Origin of the sequence: [Zimmermannella] bifida NBRC 103089 (assembly GCF_001570925.1) — a bacterium.
Classification (GTDB): Bacteria; Actinomycetota; Actinomycetes; order Actinomycetales; family Microbacteriaceae; genus Gulosibacter; species Gulosibacter bifidus.
This window is the reverse complement of sequence record NZ_BCSP01000008.1, coordinates 12,404-36,948: the sequence shown is the minus strand read 5'-3', so window position 1 is coordinate 36,948 and position 24,545 is coordinate 12,404. Positions and strand designations below refer to the sequence as shown.

General features: G+C 62.0%; 23 protein-coding genes and 3 tRNA genes. 19 read left to right on the top strand and 7 right to left on the bottom strand.

Annotation, left to right across the window (positions count from 1 at the left end; all coding sequences use genetic code 11):
* Positions 1-34 precede the first annotated feature (34 nt).
* A complete protein-coding gene (locus ZBI01S_RS07135; RefSeq protein ID WP_066058427.1) occupies positions 35-931 on the top strand; it encodes a PPK2 family polyphosphate kinase in 897 nt (298 codons plus the stop codon).
* Positions 932-969: 38 nt separating this feature from the next.
* On the opposite strand, the gene ZBI01S_RS07130 is transcribed toward ZBI01S_RS07135, so the two are convergent.
* On the bottom strand, positions 970-2,280 hold the full coding sequence (locus ZBI01S_RS07130) for an isochorismate synthase (RefSeq protein WP_245610573.1): 1,311 nt from the start codon (positions 2,278-2,280) through the stop codon (positions 970-972).
* 133 nt (positions 2,281-2,413) lie between these two features.
* Between ZBI01S_RS07130 and ZBI01S_RS07125 the strand changes: the two genes are divergently transcribed.
* From ZBI01S_RS07125 to ZBI01S_RS07115, 3 genes are all read left to right on the top strand, one after another.
* A complete protein-coding gene (locus ZBI01S_RS07125) occupies positions 2,414-3,121 on the top strand; it encodes a class I SAM-dependent methyltransferase (protein ID WP_174519838.1) in 708 nt (235 codons plus the stop codon).
* A gap of 74 nt (positions 3,122-3,195) precedes the next feature.
* Complete coding sequence (locus tag ZBI01S_RS07120; protein ID WP_066058423.1) at positions 3,196-4,314, top strand: polyprenyl synthetase family protein; 1,119 nt, start codon at positions 3,196-3,198, stop codon at positions 4,312-4,314.
* A gap of 126 nt (positions 4,315-4,440) precedes the next feature.
* Positions 4,441-5,802 (top strand): FAD-dependent oxidoreductase, encoded by a 1,362-nt coding sequence (locus ZBI01S_RS07115; protein ID WP_066058420.1) that lies wholly within the window; start codon positions 4,441-4,443, stop codon positions 5,800-5,802.
* Positions 5,803-6,019: 217 nt separating this feature from the next.
* Here ZBI01S_RS07115 and cls read toward each other — a convergent pair whose 3' ends face one another.
* Together cls and ZBI01S_RS07105 are read right to left on the bottom strand one after the other, a co-directional pair.
* The gene (gene cls / locus ZBI01S_RS07110; RefSeq protein WP_245610572.1) at positions 6,020-7,624 is read right to left on the bottom strand and encodes a cardiolipin synthase; all 1,605 of its coding nucleotides are present in this window, start codon (positions 7,622-7,624) and stop codon (positions 6,020-6,022) included.
* 24 nt (positions 7,625-7,648) lie between these two features.
* Entirely contained in the window at positions 7,649-8,137 is a 489-nt protein-coding gene (locus tag ZBI01S_RS07105) for a YajQ family cyclic di-GMP-binding protein (RefSeq protein WP_066058416.1), read from the bottom strand.
* A gap of 133 nt (positions 8,138-8,270) precedes the next feature.
* On the opposite strand from ZBI01S_RS07105, the gene zupT reads away from it, so the two are divergent.
* The gene (gene zupT / locus ZBI01S_RS07100) at positions 8,271-9,065 is read left to right on the top strand and encodes a zinc transporter ZupT (RefSeq protein ID WP_066058410.1); all 795 of its coding nucleotides are present in this window, start codon (positions 8,271-8,273) and stop codon (positions 9,063-9,065) included.
* 522 nt (positions 9,066-9,587) lie between these two features.
* On the opposite strand, the gene ZBI01S_RS07095 is transcribed toward zupT, so the two are convergent.
* Positions 9,588-9,672, bottom strand: a tRNA-Tyr gene (locus ZBI01S_RS07095).
* A 176-nt stretch (positions 9,673-9,848) separates the two neighbouring features.
* Here ZBI01S_RS07095 and ZBI01S_RS07090 point away from each other — a divergent pair.
* The 10 genes from ZBI01S_RS07090 (at position 9,849) to pflA (ending at position 19,268) form a co-directional block, all read left to right on the top strand.
* Positions 9,849-10,733, top strand: coding sequence for an inositol monophosphatase family protein (locus ZBI01S_RS07090; protein WP_245610571.1), 885 nt, complete (start codon positions 9,849-9,851; stop codon positions 10,731-10,733).
* Between the two features lie 97 nt (positions 10,734-10,830).
* Complete coding sequence (locus ZBI01S_RS07085) at positions 10,831-12,309, top strand: M23 family metallopeptidase (protein WP_066058407.1); 1,479 nt, start codon at positions 10,831-10,833, stop codon at positions 12,307-12,309.
* A 79-nt stretch (positions 12,310-12,388) separates the two neighbouring features.
* Positions 12,389-12,463, top strand: a tRNA-Thr gene (locus ZBI01S_RS07080).
* A 27-nt stretch (positions 12,464-12,490) separates the two neighbouring features.
* Positions 12,491-12,564 (top strand) — tRNA-Met (locus ZBI01S_RS07075).
* Positions 12,565-12,868: 304 nt separating this feature from the next.
* Positions 12,869-13,201 carry a hypothetical protein gene (locus ZBI01S_RS07070; protein WP_159421445.1) on the top strand — a complete coding sequence of 111 codons (333 nt, stop codon included), beginning with the start codon at positions 12,869-12,871 and terminating at the stop codon, positions 13,199-13,201.
* Positions 13,202-13,206: 5 nt separating this feature from the next.
* Positions 13,207-15,003, top strand: a complete 1,797-nt coding sequence (locus ZBI01S_RS07065; RefSeq protein WP_159421444.1) for a hypothetical protein — start codon at positions 13,207-13,209, stop codon at positions 15,001-15,003.
* A 3-nt stretch (positions 15,004-15,006) separates the two neighbouring features.
* Positions 15,007-15,588, top strand: coding sequence for a hypothetical protein (locus ZBI01S_RS07060; RefSeq protein ID WP_066058399.1), 582 nt, complete (start codon positions 15,007-15,009; stop codon positions 15,586-15,588).
* A gap of 332 nt (positions 15,589-15,920) precedes the next feature.
* A complete protein-coding gene (locus tag ZBI01S_RS07055; protein WP_066058395.1) occupies positions 15,921-18,023 on the top strand; it encodes a pyruvate formate lyase family protein in 2,103 nt (700 codons plus the stop codon).
* A gap of 84 nt (positions 18,024-18,107) precedes the next feature.
* The gene (gene grcA2 / locus ZBI01S_RS07050) at positions 18,108-18,359 is read left to right on the top strand and encodes an autonomous glycyl radical cofactor GrcA2 (protein ID WP_066058392.1); all 252 of its coding nucleotides are present in this window, start codon (positions 18,108-18,110) and stop codon (positions 18,357-18,359) included.
* A gap of 60 nt (positions 18,360-18,419) precedes the next feature.
* Positions 18,420-19,268, top strand: coding sequence for a pyruvate formate-lyase-activating protein (gene pflA, locus ZBI01S_RS07045; RefSeq protein WP_222822375.1), 849 nt, complete (start codon positions 18,420-18,422; stop codon positions 19,266-19,268).
* 41 nt (positions 19,269-19,309) lie between these two features.
* On the opposite strand, the gene ZBI01S_RS07040 is transcribed toward pflA, so the two are convergent.
* Together ZBI01S_RS07040 and ZBI01S_RS09865 are read right to left on the bottom strand one after the other, a co-directional pair.
* On the bottom strand, positions 19,310-19,780 hold the full coding sequence (locus ZBI01S_RS07040; protein WP_245610570.1) for a hypothetical protein: 471 nt from the start codon (positions 19,778-19,780) through the stop codon (positions 19,310-19,312).
* Positions 19,777-19,929, bottom strand: a complete 153-nt coding sequence (locus ZBI01S_RS09865) for a hypothetical protein (RefSeq protein ID WP_159421443.1) — start codon at positions 19,927-19,929, stop codon at positions 19,777-19,779. Before ZBI01S_RS09865 ends, ZBI01S_RS07040 begins: the two co-directional genes overlap by 4 nt.
* A gap of 228 nt (positions 19,930-20,157) precedes the next feature.
* Between ZBI01S_RS09865 and ZBI01S_RS07035 the strand changes: the two genes are divergently transcribed.
* The 4 genes from ZBI01S_RS07035 to ZBI01S_RS07020 are packed head-to-tail and all read left to right on the top strand — an operon-like array spanning position 20,158 to position 22,919.
* Positions 20,158-20,637 (top strand): FAS1-like dehydratase domain-containing protein, encoded by a 480-nt coding sequence (locus tag ZBI01S_RS07035; protein ID WP_066058385.1) that lies wholly within the window; start codon positions 20,158-20,160, stop codon positions 20,635-20,637.
* Between the two features lie 2 nt (positions 20,638-20,639).
* A complete protein-coding gene (locus ZBI01S_RS07030; protein ID WP_066058383.1) occupies positions 20,640-21,077 on the top strand; it encodes a MaoC/PaaZ C-terminal domain-containing protein in 438 nt (145 codons plus the stop codon).
* The gene (locus tag ZBI01S_RS07025; RefSeq protein WP_066058381.1) at positions 21,074-22,129 is read left to right on the top strand and encodes a UDP-N-acetylmuramate dehydrogenase; all 1,056 of its coding nucleotides are present in this window, start codon (positions 21,074-21,076) and stop codon (positions 22,127-22,129) included. The genes ZBI01S_RS07030 and ZBI01S_RS07025 overlap by 4 nt, the downstream gene beginning before the upstream one ends.
* A gap of 7 nt (positions 22,130-22,136) precedes the next feature.
* Complete coding sequence (locus tag ZBI01S_RS07020; protein ID WP_066058378.1) at positions 22,137-22,919, top strand: hypothetical protein; 783 nt, start codon at positions 22,137-22,139, stop codon at positions 22,917-22,919.
* A gap of 282 nt (positions 22,920-23,201) precedes the next feature.
* Here ZBI01S_RS07020 and ZBI01S_RS07015 read toward each other — a convergent pair whose 3' ends face one another.
* A complete protein-coding gene (locus ZBI01S_RS07015; protein ID WP_066058376.1) occupies positions 23,202-24,410 on the bottom strand; it encodes a pyridoxal phosphate-dependent aminotransferase in 1,209 nt (402 codons plus the stop codon).
* Between the last annotated feature and the right edge of the window lie 135 nt (positions 24,411-24,545).

Genomic DNA, 24,545 nt, shown 5'->3' with positions numbered 1-24,545 from the left:
CGGGAAACACAGCTCGGCGGACTACGCTCGAACTATGGCGAAAACGACCGCATCCAGCCCTGCCCCATACTTCAATTTCGATGCTGCTCAGGCGGCGCTCAAGGTTACCGGGCCGTCGTTCTCGCTCGCGCAGATTTCGCCCGACGATACGCCCGGCCTCATCGGCGACGTCAAGAAAGCCAAGGCGCAGGCCCAAGCTGAGATCGAGCGTTCCGACCCCGCCCTCGCCGAGCTCCAGGAGCGCATGTTCGCCCAGGCGCGCGTTGAAAACCCGGATGCACCCGCAGTGCTGTTGGTGCTGCAGGGCATGGACACCTCGGGCAAGGGTGGCGTTGTGCGCCACGTGCTCGGTGCCGTTGACCCGCAAGGACTCCAGCTCGCATCGTTCAAAGCACCGACCGAAGAAGAGCGTCAGCACGACTTCCTCTGGCGCATCGACAAGAAGCTGCCGCAGCGCGGCCACATCGGTGTCTTTGACCGCTCGCACTACGAAGACGTGCTCATTCAGCGAGTGCGCCAGTTCGCGCCCGCGGCCGAGATCGAGCGCCGCTACGGTGCCATCGTTGATTTCGAACAGCGCGTGCAGGATTCCGGCACCAAGCTCATCAAGGTCATGCTGCACATCAGCAAGGAAGAGCAGGGCGAACGACTGCAGGAACGCCTCGAACGCCCCGACAAGCACTGGAAGTACAACCCCGGCGACATCGACGAGCGCGAACTCTGGGATGAGTACCAGCAGGCGTACGAGATTGCGATTCAGCGCACTGCCACCGAACAGGCCCCCTGGTGGGTCGTTCCGGCGAACCGCAAGTGGTACGCGCGACTGGTGATTAAGCACCTGATTCGACAGACGCTCGACGGACTCAACCTCGAATGGCCGAAGGCGGACTTCGACCCGGCCGTCGAACTGCAACGCCTCAAGCAGAGCTAGCGCGCTGCCGGCCTGGGTTGTCGTACCGGCCTGGGGCGTCAGTTCGACTCGCGCTCGGCGAACGCCGTCACGATCGGGCGGAACTTCGGCATCGTCTCGGCGTATTCCTCGGCGGGGTCTGAACTCGCGACGATGCCGCCACCGGCCATTGCCACGACGCGGTTGCCGGTAATCTGCGCGCCACGAAGGGCAATCACCCATTCGCCATCACCGGTTGCCGAACACCAACCCACCGGCCCGGCATAGCGACCACGATCGACACCCTCGAGCTCGGCAATCAACCGCATCGCCGCATCCCGAGGTGTGCCACCAACGGCAGCGGTCGGATGCAGTGCCTCGATGAGATCAAACACCGTCGCGTCCTCGGGCAGCGTGCCGCGAATATCGCTCGCCAAATGCCAGACGTTCGGCAGCTTCAACAAGAACGGCTCGGGCGATGCTGTGAGCCCGCCATCGAGATCGTCCGCGGCCGTCGCAACCTGGCGCATCCCACTCATCGACGCGAGCGCCGAATCGATCGCGTACTTGTGCTCTTCACGGTTCTTGGGTGAGTGCAGCAGATCTTCGCCCACGCGCACATCGGCGTCCGCGTTCGGGTGCCGCGGCATCGTGCCCGCCAGCACCCGCGCCGTCACCGCGCCGTCAATCACCCGGCCGAGCATCTCAGGGCTCGCGCCCACGAGACCGTCCACGCAATAGGTCCACGTCTCGGGATAGTCAGCGTGCAGGCGTTCGACGACCGATCTACGGTCGGCATCGGCCGTGAGCGTGCCCACCAAGTCGCGGGCAATCACCACCTTGGCGAGCGCACCGGTACGGATGCGGGCCACGGCCTCGGTCACCGCCTGTCGGTGCGCCGCTTCGGTCACGTGTCCCGGATGCAGCGCGGTCGTTGCGGGTACGCCAAGCGGGTGCGGTGCGGGAATAGCGGCAGTCACCGGCGCATCACCCGCGAGTTCGTCGTCGAACGCGGGACTATCGGCGGCAACCTGAATCTCGGTCAAGAAACTGACCTCGCCAACCGTCCCGACAATGTACTCGGGCACGATCAGTGTGCTCGGGGTGCTTGAGCTGGCAGCAAACGCAAAGGCACCGAACGCAACCAACCCGCTACCGGGAACCGCGACTTCATCGTGCACCTCAGCGGCCGCAACCAACTCGCGCCACTGTCGCTGCGCATCCTGAAACCGGTCGGCACCAAACGTATCGATGCGCCACACTTCGCCCCGCGCAACCAGACCGTCGTCGCGGCGCAGCCAGGCGATTGGAGATTTGGCGTCCGCGTATCCGAGCAGATGTTCGGGGGTGGGGATGCGGCGGGTGCGCACACGAAGTACGGGAACGTTCACGTCAGCCAGCGTACCGGGCAGCCCTGCCGTACACCGATATATGGGTACCGGCACTGCAATTGGCTGACCGACAATCATCGACATCGCGCGGTGGTTTTCGCCACGACATGCGCCCGCACCGTAGGATGTTGGAGTGACCAAACCTGACCTCGCCAAGCGGCCCGCCGATGTGTCGTCAATGTTCGACCGAGTCTCGAGCAAGTATGACCTCACCAACGACGTGCTCTCGGGCGGTCTCGCGCCTTCGTGGCGCGTGCGCACCCGCAAGGCGATCGACCCGAAGCCTGGCATGCGCATCCTCGATGTCGCCTGCGGTACGGGAACCGTCACCCGCATCCTCGCCGACCACGGTGCACAGGTCACCGGTCTCGACTTTTCCCCCGGCATGATCGGCGAAGGCATTCGCCGCCACGGGGACCACCCAAACATCACCTTCCAGCAGGGCGACGCCACCCAGCTACCGTTCGACGACAACACCTTTGACGTCACCACCGTCAGCTTCGGTATCCGTAACGTGCAGCAGCCCGAGCTCGCGCTCGCGGAAATGCTGCGCGTCACCAAGCCCGGCGGCCGCATCGTCGTGTGTGAATTCTCGACGCCGACCACCGCTGCGCTGCGGTTCGCGTACGACACCTACATGAACACGATCATGCCGAGTGTCGTCAATATCGTCTCGAGCGATCCGGAAGCGTACGACTATCTTTTCCGCTCGATTCAGGCATGGCCCGAACAGCGCGAATTCGCCGCTTGGCTCCGCAAGGCCGGCTATCGCGATGTCGCGCACCGAAACCTCACCGGCGGCATTGTTGCCCTGCACCGAGGCACCAAACCGGCAAACTAAGCGCACCACCGCGCTAAACCGCCGCCCGAGCGAACCAATCTTGACCGCATCCCTCACGACCTGGAGACCGCCAATTGCACCCTGCTAAGTCCGCACGACGTCCCGCACACGGGACCGTCGGCGCCGGTTTTGCGAAGAAGCTGTTTGCGCGCCCCGCCGAGCGCCGCCTTAAGGCCACGCTCGACGAGGGACTCGAGCGCATTGAGGTCGTGCTCAAGAACGAGGTGCAGTTCGCCGATGACATCGCCGACGTCACCACCACCTACCTGCTGAACGCCGGCGGCAAGCGCCTGCGCCCGATGCTGGTGCTCTTGGCCGCGCAGCTCGGACCGAACCCGGTCAGCGAACAGCTTGACCGTGCCGCCGCAGCCGTGGAAATTACCCACCTTGCTTCGCTCTACCACGATGACGTCATGGATGAGGCCGAGTTGCGTCGCGGGGTCACCGCGGCCCACCTGCGCTGGAGCAACTCGACGGCGATCCTTGCCGGTGACCTGCTGTTCGCGCGCGCATCCCGCGTGTTCTCAGAACTCGGCGCCGACGCGATTCGCCTGCAGGCCGAAGTGTTTGAACGCCTCGTGCTCGGTCAGCTCAATGAAACTATCGGACCGCGCGAGGGCGAAGACCGCATCGAGCACTACCTGCGGGTACTTGCCGACAAGACCGGTTCGCTTATCGCTGCGGCTACCGAATTTGGTGTCATGCTCTCGGATGCACCGGTCGAGTACCGTGCGGCCGTGCGCGAGTTCGGTGAGTCCGTCGGTATCGCGTTCCAGATCGCCGATGACGTCATCGACCTCTCACCAGACCACGAAGCCACCGGCAAGCTCGCCGGTACCGACCTGCGTGCCGGTGTTGAGACGCTGCCGGTGCTGCTGCTGCAACAGCGAGCCGAAGCCGGCGATACCGATGCCGCCGACCTACTCGACCGCATCCGTACCCGCGTGGCCGACACGAGCGCCGGGCTGCACGACCCGCGCCTGGCGATCCCCGGACCGCAGAACGACGTCGACCCGGCAGAAGTCGACGCGATCATTGCGGAACTGCGCGCCCACGAGGTCACGAGCGAAACGCTCAAGACCGCACACGAATACGTGGATCGCGCCGTTGCCGCGCTTGATGTGCTGCCCGAAGGTGTTGTGAAAACGGCGCTGCAGGAATTTGCCCGACGGCTCGTCGAGCGCAACGCCTAAGTTGCTGGCGGTCGCCGCCTGCCGTGGTGAACCGCCCCCACCAAACCTGAAAACCCGGATAGTTTCCCGGTCGCCTGGTTGAAACAATAGGTGCGACGGCCGGATGTCTTGATGAAATGAGGAAACATGTCGCAGCTTCGCGTTGCAGTAGTTGGCGCCGGTCCCGCCGGTATTTACGCCTCGGACATTCTCTGTAAAGAGGCCGAAGGCATCCACGAGGTTGCCATCGACCTCTTCGACCGTCTGCCCGCACCGTACGGTCTCGTCCGCTACGGCGTGGCCCCGGACCACCCACGCATCAAGGGCGTCATCGGTGCCCTGCGCGACGTGCTCGACACCGGCCGCATCCGCATCTTCGGGAACGTCAATTTCGGTACCGACATCACGCTCGAAGACCTGCGTCGCCACTACAACGTGGTGATCTTCGCCACCGGCGCGTTCTACGATGCGCCGCTCGCGATTCCTGGAATCGATGCCAAGAACTCGTTTGGTGCCGCCGACTTCGTCAACTGGTACGACGGCCACCCGGATGTGCCGCGCACCTGGCCACTGGATCAGTCGTCGGTCGCCGTTATCGGTAACGGTAACGTGGCGCTCGACGTCGCCCGTGTCCTCGCCAAGGACGCCGACGACATGCTGCCCACCGAGATTCCTGCCAACGTCTACGAGGGCCTGCGCGCCTCGAAGGTTACCGACGTGCACGTATTCGGCCGTCGCGGACCGCTGCAGGTCAAGTTCACGCCGCTCGAGCTGCGCGAGCTCGGCGAAGTCCCGGGCGTCGACATCGTCGTTGCCGAAGAAGACTTCGACCGTGACCCCGCAACCGATGAAGCTGCCAAGACGAACAAGCAGATTCTCGTGATCAGCCGCATCCTGAACAAGTGGCGCGAGTCGCAGGATGCGCTCGAACAGCCGCGTCGCATCCACCTGCACTTCTACGCTCGCCCCGACGAAGTTCTCACCGACGAGTCCGGTGCTGTCTCGGCCCTGCGCATCGTGCGCACCGAGCCGACTGGCGACGGTGGCGTGCGCGACACCGATGAAACGCGCGAAATTGCGATTGGCCAGCTGTACCGTGCCGTTGGTTACTTCGGTTCGCCGCTGACCGATGTGCCGTTCGACGCCGAACGCGGTGTGATTCCGAACGAGGCCGGCGCCGTTGTTGATGCTGACGGCTCGCGTGCCGGTGGCATGTACGCGACCGGTTGGATCAAGCGTGGTCCGGTTGGTCTGATTGGTGCAACGAAGTCGGATGCGCGCGAGACGGTTGAACAGATCCTCGCCGAGGAATCGACCTGGTGGACGCCGGAAGTGACCGATGACGCTGCCATTGTGTCGCTGCTTGACGCCCGTGGCGTTCGCTACACCGACCTCGACGGCTGGCACCGCCTCGACGAGCACGAGCGCGCGCTCGGTGCTGCCGAGGGCCGCGAACGTATCAAGGTTGTGGACCGCGAAGAAATGCTGCGGATCTCGCGCGGCGAATAACCTGCTTGGCGGCGCTGCTGCTGAGTTGTGCTGCTGCCTGTTGTTGAACGCTGCCACCTGCTTCGTTGCGGGTGGCAGCGTTTTGCGTTGCTGGGCTTGCCTGCTGCGTGAGGTTAGGTGGCATTGGCGTGCTCCGGCTCATCATTTGGGGCGTTTTTGGCTGCGATCTGGCCGGATTTGGCGAAATTGATGAGTGACGGCACGCGCCGTCGTTTGCCTACTGCACGACCGACGTCAATCGGCAAAGGTCGTCGAGCCAGAACCGCCAGCGAGGGCGCGACATCCAATCCACGAGCGAGAGCTCGGTTGACCGTGCCCGGTACGACTCCTCGACGTGGCGCATCCGCTCAGTGAACTCGCGCCCGTAAACCATCAGCATCATCTCGGCGTTCAGCGTGAACGAGCGCATGTCCATATTGCTCGAGCCGACCAGCGTCACCCCGTCGTCGACCGTCATCGTCTTCGAGTGCAGCACAAACGGCTGCTCGTACAACCAAATGCGCACACCCGCGCGCAAGAGCTGCTCGTAGTACGACTGCTGCGCGTGGTGCGTAAAGAATTGGTCGCCCTGTTCCGAGACGTGCAGGTCGACCGAAACACCGCGCTGCACCGCCGTGGTTATGGCGTAGAGCATTGAGTCATCGGGCACGAAATACGGCGAGGTAATCACCACGCGATTGCGTGCCTGGTAGAGCAGTTGCGTAAAAATGCGCAGGTTGTTCTCGTGCTCGTAACCGGGGCCGGATGGGATGAGCTGGCAATCGTAGAGATCTTCGGTTGCACCGGTGTTTGCCGCGTCCTGGGGCGGGGCGATGTCGAGGTCCGGCTCGGTATTGAGCAGATCGGCGCTGGGATTGGGGCCGTCATCGGGAATCACATCGGTTTCAGCAAACCAATCTGAGCGGAACACGCCATCCACACCAAGCGCGATCGGTCCATCCAACCGCACCATTAGGTCTTGCCACTGCTGGTCGCGGCTACCGTACCGGGCGCGCCCGCGGTGGTATCCGCGCTCGATCAGGTTCTGCGACCCCATCCACGCCACACGACCATCAACGACGACGAGCTTGCGGTGGTTGCGCAGGTCGACCCGCTGCCATCCGCCTTGCCACGGCCAAATCGAATACAGCCGGTGCCACTCGACGCCCGCTTCGTTGAGCCGACGCTTCATCTTGCGATACCCGGGGTACCGGAATGTACCCACCTGGTCATACAACAACCGCACGCGCACCCCGCGCGCCTGCGCACGCTCGAGCGCATCGAAGAACTCGCGCGTGGCGTCGTCGTAACCAATGGCATAGAACAGCACGTGCACGTATTGGTCGGCGGTGTCGATCTCGGCGGCCATGGCGCGCAGCGTCGCGTCGTAGTCGGTGTGAATCTGGATGCGGTTCCCGGGCAGGTGCGGAATAGCCGTCAGCGCCCGCGCCAGCCGCGAGGTGCGTTTGAACCGGCCGTCCACCGGTGCGAACTGGCCGGCCGACTCGAGTTCCTCCATCACCTCACGGATGATGCTGTCGAATCGGGCCTGTTTGGCGCGGCGGTTCTTGGGCAGCCGGTTCGAACCAAACATCAAGAAGAACAGCAACCCGACATACGGGATGAGCGTGATCGCGAGCAGCCAGGCGACGGCAGTGGTGGGCCGACGATTGTTGCCGATCGTGAACGCGAAGGCGATGACGATCACCAGGTTGATGCCACCGAGCAGCAGCACCACCCACGAGGACTCGGTGACCGTCCCCAACGAAAACGGACCGAACTGCAGCTGCAGCCAAGGTTGCGCCAGTGCGGGCGCGGCAGCGTACAGCGACAGTTCGGTCACGAGTGTTGGTAAGCGTGGAAGCGGTTAGCGGAAGTTGATGAACTGCAGGTCGAGTTCGACGTCAGCGCCCTTGAGCAGTTGGATCGTCGCCTGCAGGTCGTCACGGCTCTTCGACGAGACGCGCAGCTCGTCGCCCTGAATCTGCGACTTGACCGACTTCGGTGCCTCATCGCGGATCAGTTTCGAGAGCTTCTTTGCGTTGGCCTGGTCAATGCCTTCCTTCAGCGTCGCTTCGAGACGGAACTCCTTGCCCGATGGGTAGGCGTCGCCGGTTTCGAGGGACTTCAGCGAGATACCGCGCTTGATGAGCTTGGTCTGCAGCACGTCGAGTACTGCCAGCACGCGATCTTCACTGTTCGCGCTCATCTTGAAGGTGCTGCCGCTGAGTTCGAGGGATGCACCGGTGTCGCGGAAGTCGTACCGTTGTGCGATTTCCTTTGTTGCCTGGTTGGCCGCGTTCGCGGCTTCCATGTGGTCTACCTTGCTTACTACGTCAAACGAAGAATCAGCCATGCTGCTATCGTAGCCGTCACGGGATGCGTGAACGTGCGCGCGATCGTGAGTGACCGCATCCGTTGAACAACCTGGCCGTGTGCGGATGCACCGGCTGCGGGATGCGCGGAATCGTGAGAGAGCTTGGTGGTTTGTGGAGGGATTTTTCCCGGCCCTATTGCTGACGGTGCTCGCCGGTCTGGCCACGTCGGTGGGTGGCGCGATCGGCGTGCTCGGTCGGGGCGACTCGCGGCGGATGCTCTCGCTCGGCCTCGGGTTCTCGGCGGGCGTGATGCTCTACGTTTCGCTGTTCGAACTGCTGCCTGCGGGGCAGGAGTCGCTGGTTGCCGAGTTCGGTGAATCCGGTGGCGGCTGGGCGATGCTCGGCGCGTTTCTTGCCGGGATTTTGGTGATCGCGGTGATCGACCGAATGGTGCCCGAAGCGGTGAACCCGCACGAACCCGTCGAGATGGATGCGCATCCTGAGCACCGCAAGCACGCACTGTTGCGTACCGGGTTCTTCACAGCTGGCGCGCTGGCGCTGCACAATTTTCCGGAGGGTTTCGCGACGCTGATTGCGGGGCTGCAGCAGCCCGAGATTGCGCTGCCGGTGGCGATTGCGATTGCGATTCACAATGTGCCCGAGGGGCTCGCGGTGGCGGTGCCGATCTACCAGGCATCGAAGTCGCGCGCGAAGGCGTTTTGGTGGGCGACGCTGTCTGGCGTGGCGGAGCCGGTTGGTGCGGTTGCCGGCTTCTTGCTGCTGCAGCCGTTCTTGTCGGATGCACTGATGGGTGCCGTATTCGCGGCGATCGCCGGCATCATGGTGTTCGTGTCACTCGACGAGCTGCTGCCTGCGGCCGAGAAGCACGGTGAGCACCACTTGGCCGTGTACGGCATGGTCGGTGGCATGGCCGTGATGGGCGCGAGCCTGGTGATGATGGGGTAGTGCCGGGGCGCCCGGAAAACTGTTGCACATACGGTCAAGCAAGCTCCATATCGGCTTGCCGCCACGTATCTGCAACAAATTTCTAACGGCATGCGGCCGAGTCGGGTGGGCCAGTGGGCGAGTCCGGCGGGGTAGCGGCAAAATTTGTTGCCACACAGGGCCTACGAAGCAAATATGTAGATAGCCCCGCTCTCAGGCAACAAATGTTTCCGGTGTTCTGGGAGAAGGGCCGGAATTCTGTTGCAAATACGGCCCACCGAGCTCTATATGAGGTTGCCGCCGCGTATTTGCAACAAATTTCCAGCAGGTTCCGCTTTCCCAACAAAATGAACTGCGGGGACCCGACTTCGCCGGATCCCCGCAGTTCATATGGTGGCAAGTAGAGGATTCGACTCCCTACCGGCACTCCACCCGCTCCTACGAAGCGGTCGGAGCCTCCGCCGGCAGGGGCCCAAGAGGTTCTCATCCACTGCAACAAAAATGAATCACGGGACCCGACTTTGCCGGATCCCGTGATTCATATGGTGGCAAGTAGAGGATTCGAACCTCTGAAGGCTGAGCCGTCTGATTTACAGTCAGATCCCTTTGGCCGCTCGGGCAACTTGCCAGATAACTACGATCGCTCGTAGCGCACCGGCCAAGCTTACATGAAAAAACCCGTCGCGCGCCACCTTCTTGTATTGCCATGTTCGCGAACCCCGCCACCGCCCGGTTCTCGCCGCGATATCACCCACAGCATGCGCGGATGCATCCACGTTGCTTCGGCTTGCTAGGTTCACGAACGTGACTGATGCATTCACTGCCAACGACCGTCCCGCCGATCTTCCTGCCGGCCTCGCGCCAGCCGAGCTGCAGGCGCTCGCCGAGCTCGCCCAGCGCGTCGCCCGAGAAGCCGCCGCGCTCGCCTCCACGCGCCGCCGCGAAGGCGTGGCCATCGCCGACACCAAGTCGAGCCTTGCCGACGTCGTAACCGAAGCCGACCGCGAAACCGAAGCGTTCATCCGCGCCGAACTCGCCGCATCCCGCCCGCAAGACGGATTCTTTGGCGAAGAAAGCGACGCCACCGAATCCGAATCGGGCATCACCTGGGTCGTCGACCCAATCGACGGCACGGTCAACTATCTCTACGGCATTCCGAACTACGCGATCTCAATCGCAGCAGTCATTGGCGACCCCGCGGCTGAGCCAGCATCATTCACCACCCTGGTTGGCGCCGTGATTTCACCGGATGCGGGCGAAGAGTTTTTCGCCGTCCGTGGCGGGGGAGCGTTGCGTAACGGTGTGCCTATCCGCATTGGTGAGGGACCGGCCGATCTCGAGCGCACGCTCGTTGCCACCGGCTTCGCCTATGAGGCGGATCGGCGCGTACTGCAGGCGCAAACCTATGTGGGTATGGCGGGCACGGTGCGTGACGTTCGCCGCATGGGAGCGGCATCGCTCGACCTGTGCGCCGTGGCCATGGGCCGCGTAGACGTGTACTACGAGTTTGGGCTCAAGCCGTGGGACTGGGCGGCCGGCGCGCTTGTCGCGCGCGAGGCCGGGGCGACGGTGTGCGGGATGGAATTGGATGCGGCCGAAGGTCGGAGTATTCTGGTCTGTGGTCATCCGGAAATCACCGCAGATTTCCTCGAGTTGTTACGTTCGGTAACCGCGCCGACCCTGGTCTGATCAGGGATTTTTATAAATCTGTAACAAAACCTTGTCATTTTCGTGATCTATTCGTTACTCTTGTCGAGTCCTAAAAACACGCAAGGGGTTCCCACGAATGATCACTAACGCCGACAAGCCGCTGCCAGAGCAGCCGCTGACGCGACGTGAACTGCGCGAACTTGAGCGTGCTGCAGAACGCGAAGCCAAGTTGAGCGAGCTTCGCAAGCAGGCGGATGAAGCAATTGCGTCGACTGAATCGTCGGCTGCAGAGTTGGATGCTCCTGCCGAACCCACGTTCCTTTCGCGCCGTGAGCGCCGTGAGGCCGAGCGTGCCGCTGCGCGCGCCGAGCAAGAACGACTCCAGACTGAGGCTGTAGCTGCCGCCAAGGCAGCAGTTGCCAGCAACCCAGAATGCTTCGCAGTACAGGAAGCTGTTGCGGCGCCCGAAATGACCGTCGCTGGCGACGTTGCTGACTCGCACGACACTGTCGTAGCTGAGCCGGTTGCCGAACAGGTCGTTGACACGCTTGACCCGACCACCGCGCCAATTCAGTTGGCACAGGTTGTTTCGCTCGATGAGGTTCGGGCTGCACGTGCGAGCGATGAGCAGCCAGTTGAGGATGCAGTCGCTGCAGCTCCGGCAAACGAGCCGCAGATCCCAGAGACTTTCCTTCGCCAGGCAGGTTCGTCGACTGACAGCATCGCTGAGGTGCTTCGTCTGCGCGGCCGTGGCGGCCGCACCGCCGGTCGTTTCGGTGGCTCGATGGTCGCGATGAGCTTGCTTGCTGGAACCGTCGCACTCGGTGCCGGTTCGGCCGCAGCAATCAACGCGCTGGGTAATGGCGAAATCGACAACGAGGTACTTCGTACCGAAGCTGAAGCACACGCCCAGAAGTTCTCGGTGGATGCAGCTGCCACGGTCGACGTGCAGGCGCAGGCTGAGCGTGGTGGCGACACCACTGCTGTGCAGTCGATCGGTACTGCCGCTGCCGCCAACCTTGCTACTGGCGTAAAGATTCCTGACGCCTCCGCCTATAAGAACGACATGGCTGCCAATGTGCAGTACCCGTTCCCAATGGGTGTTGCGATCACTGACCGTTACGGTTACCGCGACGCACCGGCTGGTGCTTCGAGCTTCCACGGTGGCATTGACTTCACTCCCGGTCAGGGCACCCCGATCGGCTCGCTTGCCGACGGAGTGGTCACCAAGGTTGATGAGTCGCAGAGCAGCTCGTTCGGCATCTTCGTTGAGGTTCAGCACGAGATCAACGGCGAGCGAATCACCACGCTTTATGCACACCTTGACCCGGGTTCGGTTGCAGTTGCTAAGGGCGACAAGGTTGCCGTTGGTGACGAGATCGGCAAGGTTGGTAACACCGGCATCTCGACCGGTCCGCACCTGCACCTTGAGGTGCACATCGGCGAAAAGTACGTTGACCCGCTGTACTTCCTCAAGAAGATGAACGTTGCTGGTGTCAAGGTTTCGATTCCCGAAACGATCGCACCAGATGCATCCAACGGAACGCACGAAAAGCTCAGCCACGAGGCCAGCACGGCACTCGTTGACGAACTTGCGGCAAAGAACGGAAAATAATTCCGTACGGAGTTGCAATTACCGCACCGGATAGTGTTAAGATTCTCTGGTGTCCAACGCCGGCAAGGTGTTGGAAATCGCCCCGATAGCTCAGTGGTAGAGCACTTCCATGGTAAGGAAGGGGTCGCCAGTTCAATCCTGGCTCGGGGCTCCATAGCTGCTTAACGGCAGCTTTGCTCGAGGCAGGGTAGCTCAGTTGGTGAGAGCGCACGACTCATAATCGTGAGGTCGCGGGTTCGAGCCCCGCTCCTGCTACTAGGACTTAGGTGTCAGGCGATTTGGTTCCGGCAATTTAGGTTTTAAACGGCCCCGCTTCGGCGGGGCTGTTTGCGTTTTCCGAGGGGTGTCGGTGGATGAAACTCCTTGGGAAGCCGGGGCTGAGACCGCTCCATCATCCTTGAGATGTACCTTTGCTCCCCAAGCCGTCGGGTGCAAACTCCGACTGCTAACGTGCCGCACCAGTGCTGTCCGGCGGGCGCATTCCGTCGTGGATGCGTTCGGTCCAGCGGCATGAAAGCAAGACCGGCGCGAGCCGATGACGCGAAAGTGAGATGCACGCGTGACCACATTGATCCAAGAAGGAGAGCTCGCGAATCTGGCGAGTGATTGCGAAGGTATCGCCGGTGCCGTCAGTAGCAAGGGCAAAGTGGGCGACAGCTCGGGTGCTGCATCTACCGCGATGCCAGGTGGCACGTCGGGCGCTGCCCTCGAGAGCGCGTGCACAGCGATCGACGCAACGGTAGACAGTCTCGCCACTGCGCTCGAGAACACTGCGGTTGCCGCAACCGCAACCCAGGCTGATTTCAATCAGACGGATGCGGACCGTAGCGGTGACATGGACTACACCGCTAGCGCGATTAACAACGTCGGCTACCAGGGATACGCGGGGTAGTGGCGATGGTTTCATGGAGCGATATCAAGCAGTGGAAGCCCGACGCGCTCGAAGACGCGTATGACGCGTTCGAGAAGAGTGAAGTCGCGGTGCAGGATGCGGGCGACGAGCTTTGGCGAGCAAGCGGCAGCCTCAGCAACGAAGGTGAGGCCGCGACCGCAGCCACCGCAAACCTGGACCGTCGCCGTGCCGAAACCGACAAGCTTGAAGCGCTGCTTTCGGATCTGATGGCATGCACCCGGGTGGCGGCAACGAACGTCTCGAGCGTCGAAAAGGGCGTGCTCGAGGCAGAAGGGTTTGCTTCGCGGGAGCGGTTGACGATTGATAGCAATGGTGGTGTCAGCATCAACTCTGAGGTCAAGGCTGAAGCGCAGGCAGAAGCGAACGAACGAAACTCGAGGGGTTCCGGTCGAGTTTGGTGGACTTACGACATGATGCCGGTCTGGAAGCAGGCCGAGGCCGCGAAAGCTGAGCTTGAGCGAGCCGTTGCAGAACTCATTACGTTCGCTAGCGAAACGGACGCAAACTACGCCAAGGCATTGGGCAACATCGAGTCCGGGGAAGCGTCGGCAGCCTCGGTCACGGCATCGGCCGGTGACTCGACAACAAACATCAACACCGACGAACTGCTGAATCTGCTCAACGGCGAAGCCAGTGTTTCGGACAAGCGTGCGGCATGGGATGCGCTGAGCGATGAGCAGCAGGATGCACTAATTGCTTCGAACCCCGAAACGATTGGGGCTATGAATGGGGTTCCGTTTACGGACCGAATTCGCGCGAATGACATCAATATCAATCGTGAAGTTGCCGAGCTGCAAGCGGAAATTGGGCAGCTCAAGCGCGAAATTGATGAAGGCAAGCACAAGGACCTATTCTGGACACCGTTCACCAACGAGTCCGAAAAAGCTCAAGAACGCCTGAGCAACCTCGAGAAACGGCAGAAGTATTTCAATTCACTTCTGAGCGGTGACGGTAACGGCGCAGTCCTCTTCGATCCGGATAACAACCGCGTCATCGAAATGGTTGGTGACCCAAAAGCCAACGTCAAGGATGTCGTGACGTTCGTATCTGGCACAAACACGACCATAAACACTGTCGGTGATTACTCGAACTTCCCCAAGTACTTAGTTGACGCGGGTGATGCGCAAGGAAATCCAACGGTGGCATTCAACTTCTACGACGGCCGCTTTGAGGGCGAAGATAAGTGGATCAACTGGCCTTGGGAAGGCGCTGCGCGCTCGAACGACAACCCGTGGCACCTGCGCGACCTCGGTGCAAACCTGTCGGAGTTTCAAGAGGCTGTCGCCTCGGAGGACTTTAGCCATAAGGCCGACAACCATGTTGTCGGGCACAGCGCTGGGCATTCCGTGGTCACCGCATCCGAATTCTCCTCCAAGGTACGTGATGGAGTTCCTGATGCGCACTATGACAACGTGCATTCGCTCTCGGGCTCCTATGCACCGGGCGGGTGGTCGCAACAGGGCAACACTGAGTACGACCACTATGCCTATGAAGGCGAACCAATCCACGCGCTGGATTATCAGCCAATCTGGGACGCTCCTAATAAACACGACGCGTGGGAGAAACACATCTTTGATCCCACGACGGCCGGCAAGAGCGATATTCACAAGCCTGAAAATGAACCCAACATCTGGACCACCGTTACGTTGGATGAGCTCGGGGCAGAGCTCAAGAAGGAAGGCAAAATTCTCGAAGACCTGCACACGCGCACTGCGAGCGGTGACCCAGAAAAGAACCTGCCGGTCTTGCAGGACCTCAAGCAAGAGATCTTCAAGGACTAGCGAATGGGCGTTCGCCGAACCCGCGGGGTCGCGGCGCTGGCGGTCGCCGTGCTGGCGGCCGTAACGCTCGCCGGCTGCCAACTTGCACCCGCCGGTGAACCCGAGCCCGGTGCATCCACGCAACAACCGCAATCACAGGAGAACAACGTGTCACTCACGATCGAGGCGGCCAAAGCCGAGTCGGTTCGCATCCAGAACGAACTCATTGCGCTGATCCCCGACGCCGACCGTGCGTCAGAACAATTGCCAGCACCAGGCTCGATCGCGCGCACTCCGATGTCGTGCGACGCCGAGGGACAGTACCGCTACCCGGGCGGCGCCGCGGTGCGACTGGCAAGCGAGTCGACGGATGCAGAGGGTATCGCCGAGACGCTCCGTCAGCATCTGCGCCAGCAGGGCTGGTCTGGCCAGGACATGCCGACCGCGTCGCAGCCCAACCGTGTGATGTTCACCAATGCTGAGGGTTACGAAGCGATCATCGCCACGATCAACCGTGGCGATGACCTGCCCACCGTCATGATCGACGTATGGAGCCCCTGCGCGAGCATCCCCGCCGACGCGAACCCGTACTCGTTCAAGATCTAGACGAGCGAGACTGCGTCGAACTCCGCTGAATCAGCGCCACCTGGATGTTCATCGCGATTGTGGTTGGCTGCGTGCCTGCCAGAGTAACCAAACCGCGGGGTACCGTGACCGCAGCCTAGGGCAGATTCAGCGTCGGGATGCGGGCGCTTCGAGCGCGGTCTCGTAACGATTCCTGTGGCACGCCGACAGCCCATTTGGTGCACTACTTCGGCAACTGTGCGTTCCTACAAAATACAGGCCAACGTCACCCTTCAGGCGTATGGTGAGGGGTGTCTGCGGCGCGCGATGCCGCAGCGATGAACATCACGAATATGTAGGGAGCGATCTACCGCATGTCCCAGTCGCAAGCCAACGCCATCCCATCCGAATCGCTCGACCCGTGGCGCAATTTTCAGCAGGGCACGTGGAACGAATCCATCGACGTTCGTGACTTCATCCAGCGAAACTACGTGCCGTACGACGGCAACGCCGATTTCCTCGCCGGGCCAACCGACAAGACCCTGCGGGTATGGGAAACGCTGCAAAACGACTACCTCAAGGTCGAGCGCGAGCGTCGCGTTTACGACGTGGACGTCGACACCCCGGCCGACATTGACGCTTTCCCTGCCGGATACATCTGCGAGGACGACGACGTCATCGTTGGTCTGCAAACCGATGTGCCGCTCAAGCGCGCGATGATGCCATTCGGCGGCTGGCGCATGGTCAAAACTGCGATCAAAGAGGCAGGCAAAGAGCCAAACCCCGACATTGAGAAGATCTTTACTCGCTACCGCAAGACGCACAACGACGCGGTATTCGACATCTACACCCCGCGCATCCGCGCCGCTCGTTCGTCGCACATCATCACCGGTTTGCCGGATGCGTACGGTCGCGGCCGCATTATCGGTGACTACCGCCGCGTGGCGCTGTACGGCATCGACTTCTTGATCGAAGACAAGATGCGTGCCAAGGACAAGGTCGCCGATCAGCCGTTCAGTGAGCACTGGGCGCGCTACCGCGAAGAGCACTCCGAGCAGATCAAAGCGCTCAAGAAGCTCAAGACGCTCGGTGAGATGTACAACCTCGATCTCGGTCGCCCCGCCGCGACCGCGCAAGAGGCCGTGCAGTGGACCTATATGGCCTACCTCGGTGCGGTGAAGAGCCAGGATGGTGCGGCCATGTCGATTGGCCGCCTCTCGGCATTCTTCGACATCTACTTCGAGCGTGACTTCGCCGAAGGCACCCTCACCGAGTCCGAAGCGCAAGAAATGATCGACGCGCTCGTGCTCAAGCTGCGCATCGTTCGATTCTTGCGCACCATCGACTACGACCAGATTTTCTCGGGCGACCCCTACTGGGCAACCTGGTCGGACGCTGGTTTCGCCGAAGACGGTCGCTCGCAGGTCACCAAGACTTCGTTCCGACTGCTGCAAACGCTCCGCAACCTCGGCCCGGCACCAGAACCGAACATTACGATTTTTTGGGATCCAGAACTTCCCGAGGGCTACAAGGAATTCTGCTCGGCGATCTCGATCGAGACCTCGTCGATTCAGTACGAGTCCGACAAGCAGATCCGTGACCGCTGGGGCGATGACTCCGCGATTGCCTGCTGTGTTTCGCCAATGAAGATCGGCCGCCAAATGCAGTTCTTCGGCGCCCGAGTCAACGCCGCTAAGGCCCTGCTGTACGCGATCAACGGTGGTCGAGATGAAGTTAGCGGCAAGCAGGTTGTTGAAGGCTTTGCACCAGTTCAGGGCGATGGCCCACTCGACTTCGACGACATCTGGCAGAAGTACGAAGAAATGCTCGACTGGGTGATCGGCACCTACGTCGAAGCACTGAACATCATCCACTACTGCCACGACAAATACGCCTACGAAGCTATCGAGATGGCGCTGCACGACAGCGACATTATTCGCACGATGGGATGCGGTATCGCCGGTCTGTCGATCGTTGCCGACTCGCTCTCGGCAATTAAGTACGCGAAGGTCACGCCGATTCGCGACGAAACCGGGCTCATTGTTGACTACACAACCGAGGGCGACTTCCCGGTGTACGGCAACGACGACGACCTTGCCGATGACATTGCGGCCACGGTCGTGCACACCGTCATGAGCAAGATCAAGGAAATCCCGCTCTACCGTGACGCGATCCCAACTCAGTCGGTGCTCACGATCACGTCGAACGTGGTCTACGGCAAGGCAACCGGTTCGTTCCCATCGGGGCACCGTGCGGGCACCCCGTTCTCGCCGGGCGCAAACCCAGAGAACGGCATGGACACGCACGGCATGGTCGCGTCCATGCTCAGCGTCGGCAAGCTCGACTACAACGATGCGCTCGACGGTATCTCCCTGACCAACACCATCACCCCGCAGGGTCTTGGACGCACCGAGCAGGAGCGCGTTCAGAACCTCGTCGGCATCCTCGACGCCGGCTTCATTATGGATGCCGAGTAGCGCGCGGTCGCATCCCGACCCGCACGACTGACGCACCCCATCCACACCCGCATCGCACACGCACAACAGGATTTGGAGCAACTAATGGCTACCAAGAGCTACGAAGAACGACTCGCCGACATGAAGGCCAACCGCGCCGCTAACGACATGGAAAGCGGTCTGTACCACGCGAACATCAACGTCCTGAATAAGGACACCCTCGAAGACGCCATGGAGAACCCAGAGAAGTACCCGAACCTCACCGTTCGCGTCTCGGGTTACGCCGTGAACTTTGTGAAGCTCACGCGCGAGCAGCAGCTCGACGTGCTGAACCGCACGTTCCACCAGAACGCTTAACAACACGACGGTCTCGCGGCCTCGGCAACCACCGGGGCCGCAGTTCGTTTGGGAGGACCCGTGTCCGTAACAAACCTCACCGAGATTCATCTTGGCCAGCGCCGCCACGGCGCCGGAACGCAGGGACTCGACGAAGCCGAAGACCTGGCGCGTAACGAGCGACTCGAAAAGATCCGCGAAGGCGCCCTCGCCACGATTCATTCGTGGGAACTTGTAACCGCCGTTGACGGCCCGGGCACGCGACTTACGATCTTCTTCTCGGGCTGCCCACTGCGCTGCCTGTACTGCCACAACCCCGACACGATGTTCGCGAAGGATGGCCAAGACGTCGAGTTGGATGCGCTACTCAAGCGTATCCGCCGATACCGGCCGGTATTCAAGGCAAGCGGCGGCGGCATCACGCTTTCGGGCGGCGAAGTGCTGCAGCAGCCGAAGTTCGCGGCGCGACTGTTGCACGAAACGAAGAAAATGGGCATCCACACCACGATCGACACCTCCGGCTTTCTTGGCCGCAACGTGACGGATGCGATGCTCGCGGATATCGACCTCGTGTTGCTTGACGTCAAGTCGGGTAACGAACAGACCTACCAAAAGGTGACCGGGCGGGCACTCGCACCGACCATTTCGTTCGGGGACCGACTGGCCGCATCCGGAACCGAAATTTGGGGACGCTTTGTGCTGGTGCCGGGCCTCACCGACGATTTCGAGAACGTCGAGCAGGTTGCCGACATTATGGCGCGCTGGGCGACACTGAGCCGTGTTGAGGTGCTGCCGTTTCACCAAATGGGCGCTGACAAGTGGGATGCGCTCGGTCGCGAATATCAGCTCGCCGACGCAAAACCGCCAACGCTCGAGCTGCTTGAGCGCGTACGCGGGCAATTCCGCAAGCGCGGGCTCACGGTGTACTAGCAGGTGTTGCTCGCAGTGCTCGGTGCTGGGTCGGGCAGTGCTCAGGTCGCTTCGGTGCGCGGCGTGAGCTGCAGCCGCTTCGCGGTCGCCACTAAGAACCAAATCAGCAGCACGATCAGGATGCCGTCGGCCGCGATATAGAACAGGTGCAGCGAACTACCGCCGCTGGAGGTTCCCGCGATAACCGCATCCGTCGTTGCTTGCATGATCGGGCGCACTACGAGCGCCTTAATCGCCAACACCACAACGACACCGCAGGCAAGCCACTGCTGCAGCTTGGAGCGGCCGCTGCGCCAGAGCGCAGCGATCAGCACCACGGCGATGACCGCCTCGGCAATATTCATTGCGCCAAAAACGAGCCGCCCGATGCCCAGACCGAGCGGAATAGTGATGCCCGGCGCCTGAAACTTCAGCGGCGCCTCGATGAGCGAAATACCAAGAATAAGGCCAAGCCACAGGCTCGGGGCCACGAATTGCAGGATGCGGCCGGTCATTTGCGCAGGTTTAGTCATTTCAGCCGGTTTCGTTTGAGCGTGCGCCAAACCATGCCGCCGAACAGCACTGCGGTAATGATGCCGCCTACCCAAAACAGGGCTGGATGCGGCTGTGCAGATGCTTCGGCAGCAGCGGTAGCCGCAAGCGAACAATCAAGAATAGTCACCCGTCTATTGTGTCACTCCGTAGTAAGGTGCAACCGCTCGGGCGGTCATACACAAGCAGGTGGGGATACCTGCGCGAAGCGACATGCCGCATCCACCGTTGAAAACCGAGCCACAGCATCCGTCGACGTGCGGATGCACCCCACACCAACGCACGATTTCTGGTGCAATTCCGCGGCAGGATAGGGATAAGCAGCGAGTATTCGAGCGCGGAACTCTAGACTGGCTGCGTGACTGAGCAACAAACACCCCAACAATCGGGCGGGCTTTCGCAGGAGCTCGTTGGCCGCACGTTCGCACTCGCCGAACCGTATCTCGTTGGCCGCGAGCACATTCGCGACTTCGCCCAGTCGGTTTTCGCGACCAACCCCATCCACACCGATGTTGACACCGCGCGTGCCGCCGGCTACCTCGACCTCGTCGCGCCAGCCACCTACCTCGCCGTGCTGCAGCATCGAGTGCTCGAAGTACTGATGCACGACCCGCAGTTCGACGTCGAGCTCAAGAACATCGTGCACGGCGACCAGCGCTTTACGTTCGACCGCCCCGTCGTTGCCGGCGATGAGATCCGCGCCGAACTCGAAGTGAGCGGCCTGCGCTCGCTCGGCGGCCGCGGCACCATGGTGCAGGCCACCACCACCTACACCGACGCAAACGGCGACGCGATCGCCACCTCAAACGCGACCCTCGTCGTAGGCGGAGGCAACTAGACATGACCACGACCAACGCACTCGACCTCACCGGTGCCGAAACCGGCCACGTGGTGGCCGAAACCACGCTGCACTTCACGCGCGAATCCCTGGTTCGCTACGCGGGCGCATCCGGCGACTTCAACCCCATCCACTACCGCGACGACATCGCCACACAGGTGGGACTGCCCGGCGTGCTCGCCCACGGCATGCTCACCATGGGCGCCGCGATCCAGCCGGTCATCGATGCCCTCGGCGACCCGGGCCGCGTCGTCGACTACCAGGTGCGCTTCACCCGCCCCGTGCTCGTCGACCCCGAACACGGCGCCGACGTTGAGGTATCGGCTGTTGTCGCCCAGCCCGCCGACGAAAACGGCATCGGCCGCATCGACCTCACCGTGAAGTTCGACGACCGCACCGTGCTCGCCAAGTCGCAGGTGCGCGCAAGGTTTGCCGTATGACCACCTTCGCCGACCTCACCACCACCGGCGTCTCTGAAGCCGAAGCCGAGTGCATCCGCCCCGAAACTCGTGACGACCTCGCGGCCGTCTATTTTGCACTCGTCGACGCCGACGCGCCGTTCTTGGTGATCGCGGGTGGTTCCAACACGATCGTCAGCGACCATGGGTTTGATGGTCCGGTGTTGCACGTTGCCACTCGCGGTATTGAGTGGGATGCCGCGGGCTCGGCTACCAGCGGCCGCGTCGTTGTGCGGGTGGATGCGGGTGAGTCGTGGAGTGCGCTCGTTGACGAATCCGTCGCGCGCGGCTACAGCGGCATCGAAGCCCTCGCCGGGATCCCCGGCTCCGTTGGCGCCGCACCGGTGCAGAACATCGGCGCGTACGGTCAAGAACTCGCCGACGTGCTCGTGCGTATCGAACTGGCCAACGCCGACACCGGTGAGATCGAATGGCTCGACGCCCCGCAGCTCGGCCTCGGCTACCGCACCTCGACGCTGAAGCGCGGTGAGCACCGCGGGCTCGTGCTGCGCGTGGAACTCGCGCTGCAGACGGACGGCGCTGGCGCGAAGGTTCGCTACGCGCAACTCGCCCGAGCACTGAACGTTGAACTCGAAACTCCCGTGGCCGCATCCGAACAGCGCGAAGCCGTGCTGCGTTTGCGCGCATCGAAGGGCATGGTGCTCGACGCGAACGACCCGGATACGCGGTCGAGTGGCTCGTTCTTTATGAACCCAATTGTGCCGGTCGAATCGGTTGTGGCGTCGCTTCCTGCAGATGCGCCACGCTTTGCCGCGGGCACGAACGAAGCCGGCCACGAGCTCGTGAAGCTGTCGGCCGCCTGGCTGATCGACCACGCCGGAATCCACAAGGGTTTCGCGCTACCAAACAGTCGCGCCGCGATCTCGTCGAAGCACACGCTGGCGATCACCAACCGCGGGGGAGCCACCGCCGAAGAAATCGCCGCGCTCGCGCGCTTCGTGCAGGTTCGCGTGCAGCAAGAGTTTGGCGTGGCGCTGGTGCCCGAGCCGAACCTGATCGGCATCGAGCTGTAGCGACACGATGGCCGGATCGATTCGCCGCTTTGACCCGCCGGAGCCGCTGTTCGACAGCTCCGAGACGGTGGCAACGGATGCGGGCGACGAGACCGCGGTCGAGTACGCGCCGTGTTTGCGGGTGGGTACCGGCCTGCTGCTTGGGGTTGCGACGCTCACCATTGGCGGGCTCGCCGTAGCGCTCGCGGTCGCAAGCGGTGTGCGTGTGGAACCCGAGGCGGGGGAGCGCGCACCGATCGCATCCGAAAGCATGCCAGGGGCGACAGACGAACTCTTTGATGTACCGAACTCGACCGCCAACCCGCTGACCGTGAAACCGGGCGATACCGTGCCGATCACCGTCGACGCGACGTTTACGAACGGTGTCACGCTCGTGCCACCGCCGGTTGGCGACTGGAAGATTCATAGCAACGAGAACCGCCCGGAGCAGTTCACGGCGAGTAAGCACGGTCTGCAGATTCAGGTCTGGCAGACCGATGTGTTTGATTCGGGGCAGAGCGACGAAGCGGTCACGATTGCCCAGCTCAACCGCGTGGTTGATGAGTGCAACGGGTCGGCGATTGGTGTCTCGGAGCCGGACAAGTATGTGCTGACTGGTAAGGACGGCACCAAGCTCGAGATGCTGCGGGTGCGAGTGTCGGACTGCTCCGGTCGCGAGCTGTGGCTGTTGGAACGGGTGATGCCCAAGACCGGCACGCGGTTCCACATCGTCGTGTCGGCGTCGGGGACGATCACCGACGATTCGGAACTGGTCGCGAAACTTCGCGAAGTGACCTTTACCTCGCCGTAGCCGCGGGTAGATGCAGTCAGTTCGCAGGCGGTCGTGCGCTGGCTTCTGGTGACTGCGCGTTGCCTTGGCAAAAATTGTTGCCTGACAGCGCCTCCGAAGCATATATGTCGATACACCCGCTCATACGCAACAATTCTTGTCGCGGAGTTGGGGCACCGCGACGGACAACGCTGGAAACGGTAGTGGCCCCGCCAAAGCGGGGCCACCAGACCGTCTGGTCCCCGCTTTCGCGGGGCTACCCTGAAGTACCTAGCCCGTTGTTGCCGGGCGCGGTACTGCTGCCTAGAGCTCTACGTCGGCGAACAGCTTCTGGATGCGCTGTACACCTTCGAGGATCTGGTCGTCGCCGAGTGCGTAGCTCAGGCGGACGTAACCCGAAGGGCCGAACGCTTCACCAGGAACGATCGCAACTTCAGCCTTGTCGAGGATGTAGTCAGCGAGCTCGAGCGAGGTGTTGATGACCTTGCCGTCGTATTCCTTGCCGAGCAGGGCGTTAACGTCGGCGTAGACGTAGAACGCACCGGTCGGGGTTGGCACCTTGAAGCCAGGAACCTTGCTGAGCTCTTCAACCATGAGCTTGCGGCGGCGGTCGAAGGCCAGGCGGAACTCTTCGATCGGCTCGGTTGGGCCGGTGAGCGCTGCGAGGGCGGCGCGCTGCGCGATGTTGTTTACGTTGCTGGTGAGGTGCGACTGCATGTTCGCTGCGCCAGCGATGACGTCTTCTGGGCCGACCATCCAGCCGAGGCGCCATCCGGTCATGGCGTACGACTTAGCAACGCCGTTTACGAGGATGGTCTTGCTGTCGAGGGTCGGTACGGCCTCAACGATCGAGGTGGCCTTTACGCCGTCGTAGGTGAGGTTCTGGTAGATCTCGTCGGCGATAACGAAGATGCCGCGCTTTTCGATCCACTCACCGATGGCACGGGTTTCTTCGGGGGTGTAGACCGCGCCGGTCGGGTTCGACGGCGAAACGAAGATGATGGCCTTGGTGTTCGGGGTGAATGCCGCTTCGAGCTGTTCCGGGGTGACCTTGTAGTTCTGGTCGGCACCGGCGAAGACCTCGACGGTGTTACCGCCGGCGATCTTGATGACCTCGACGTACGAGGTCCAGGCTGGGGTTGGCAGCAGGACGTCGTCGCCTTCGCCAACTACCGCGTTGATGGCCTGGAATACGGCCTGCTTGCCACCGTTGGTGACGAGGATGCGCGAGGCTGGGACGTCGAGGCCCGAGTCGCGGCGGGTCTTGGCTGCGATCGCGTCGCGAAGCTCTGGCAGACCTACGTTTGCGGTGTACTTGTGGTTCTTCGGGTCCTTGACTGCTTCGAGAGCAGCTTCGACCACGTGGGCCGGGGTGGCGAAGTCGGGTTCACCAGCGGCGTACGAGATCACCGGGCGGCCTTCAGCCTTGAGGGCCTTGGCCTTGTTGTCGACCTTCAACGTGGCCGATGGAGCGATTGCCGCTACGCGGGGAGAGAGACGCGATTCAGTCATGCGGCCAGCATAGTCATTCGACTTGTCGTTTGGTGGCCGTCGGCTTAAAAATTCACGCGATTCATTTGTAGGGTCCGGTCGACAGGTGATTGCGGGGCAATGTTGCTGTTGCACTTGGTGATCTGCCCCGGCATG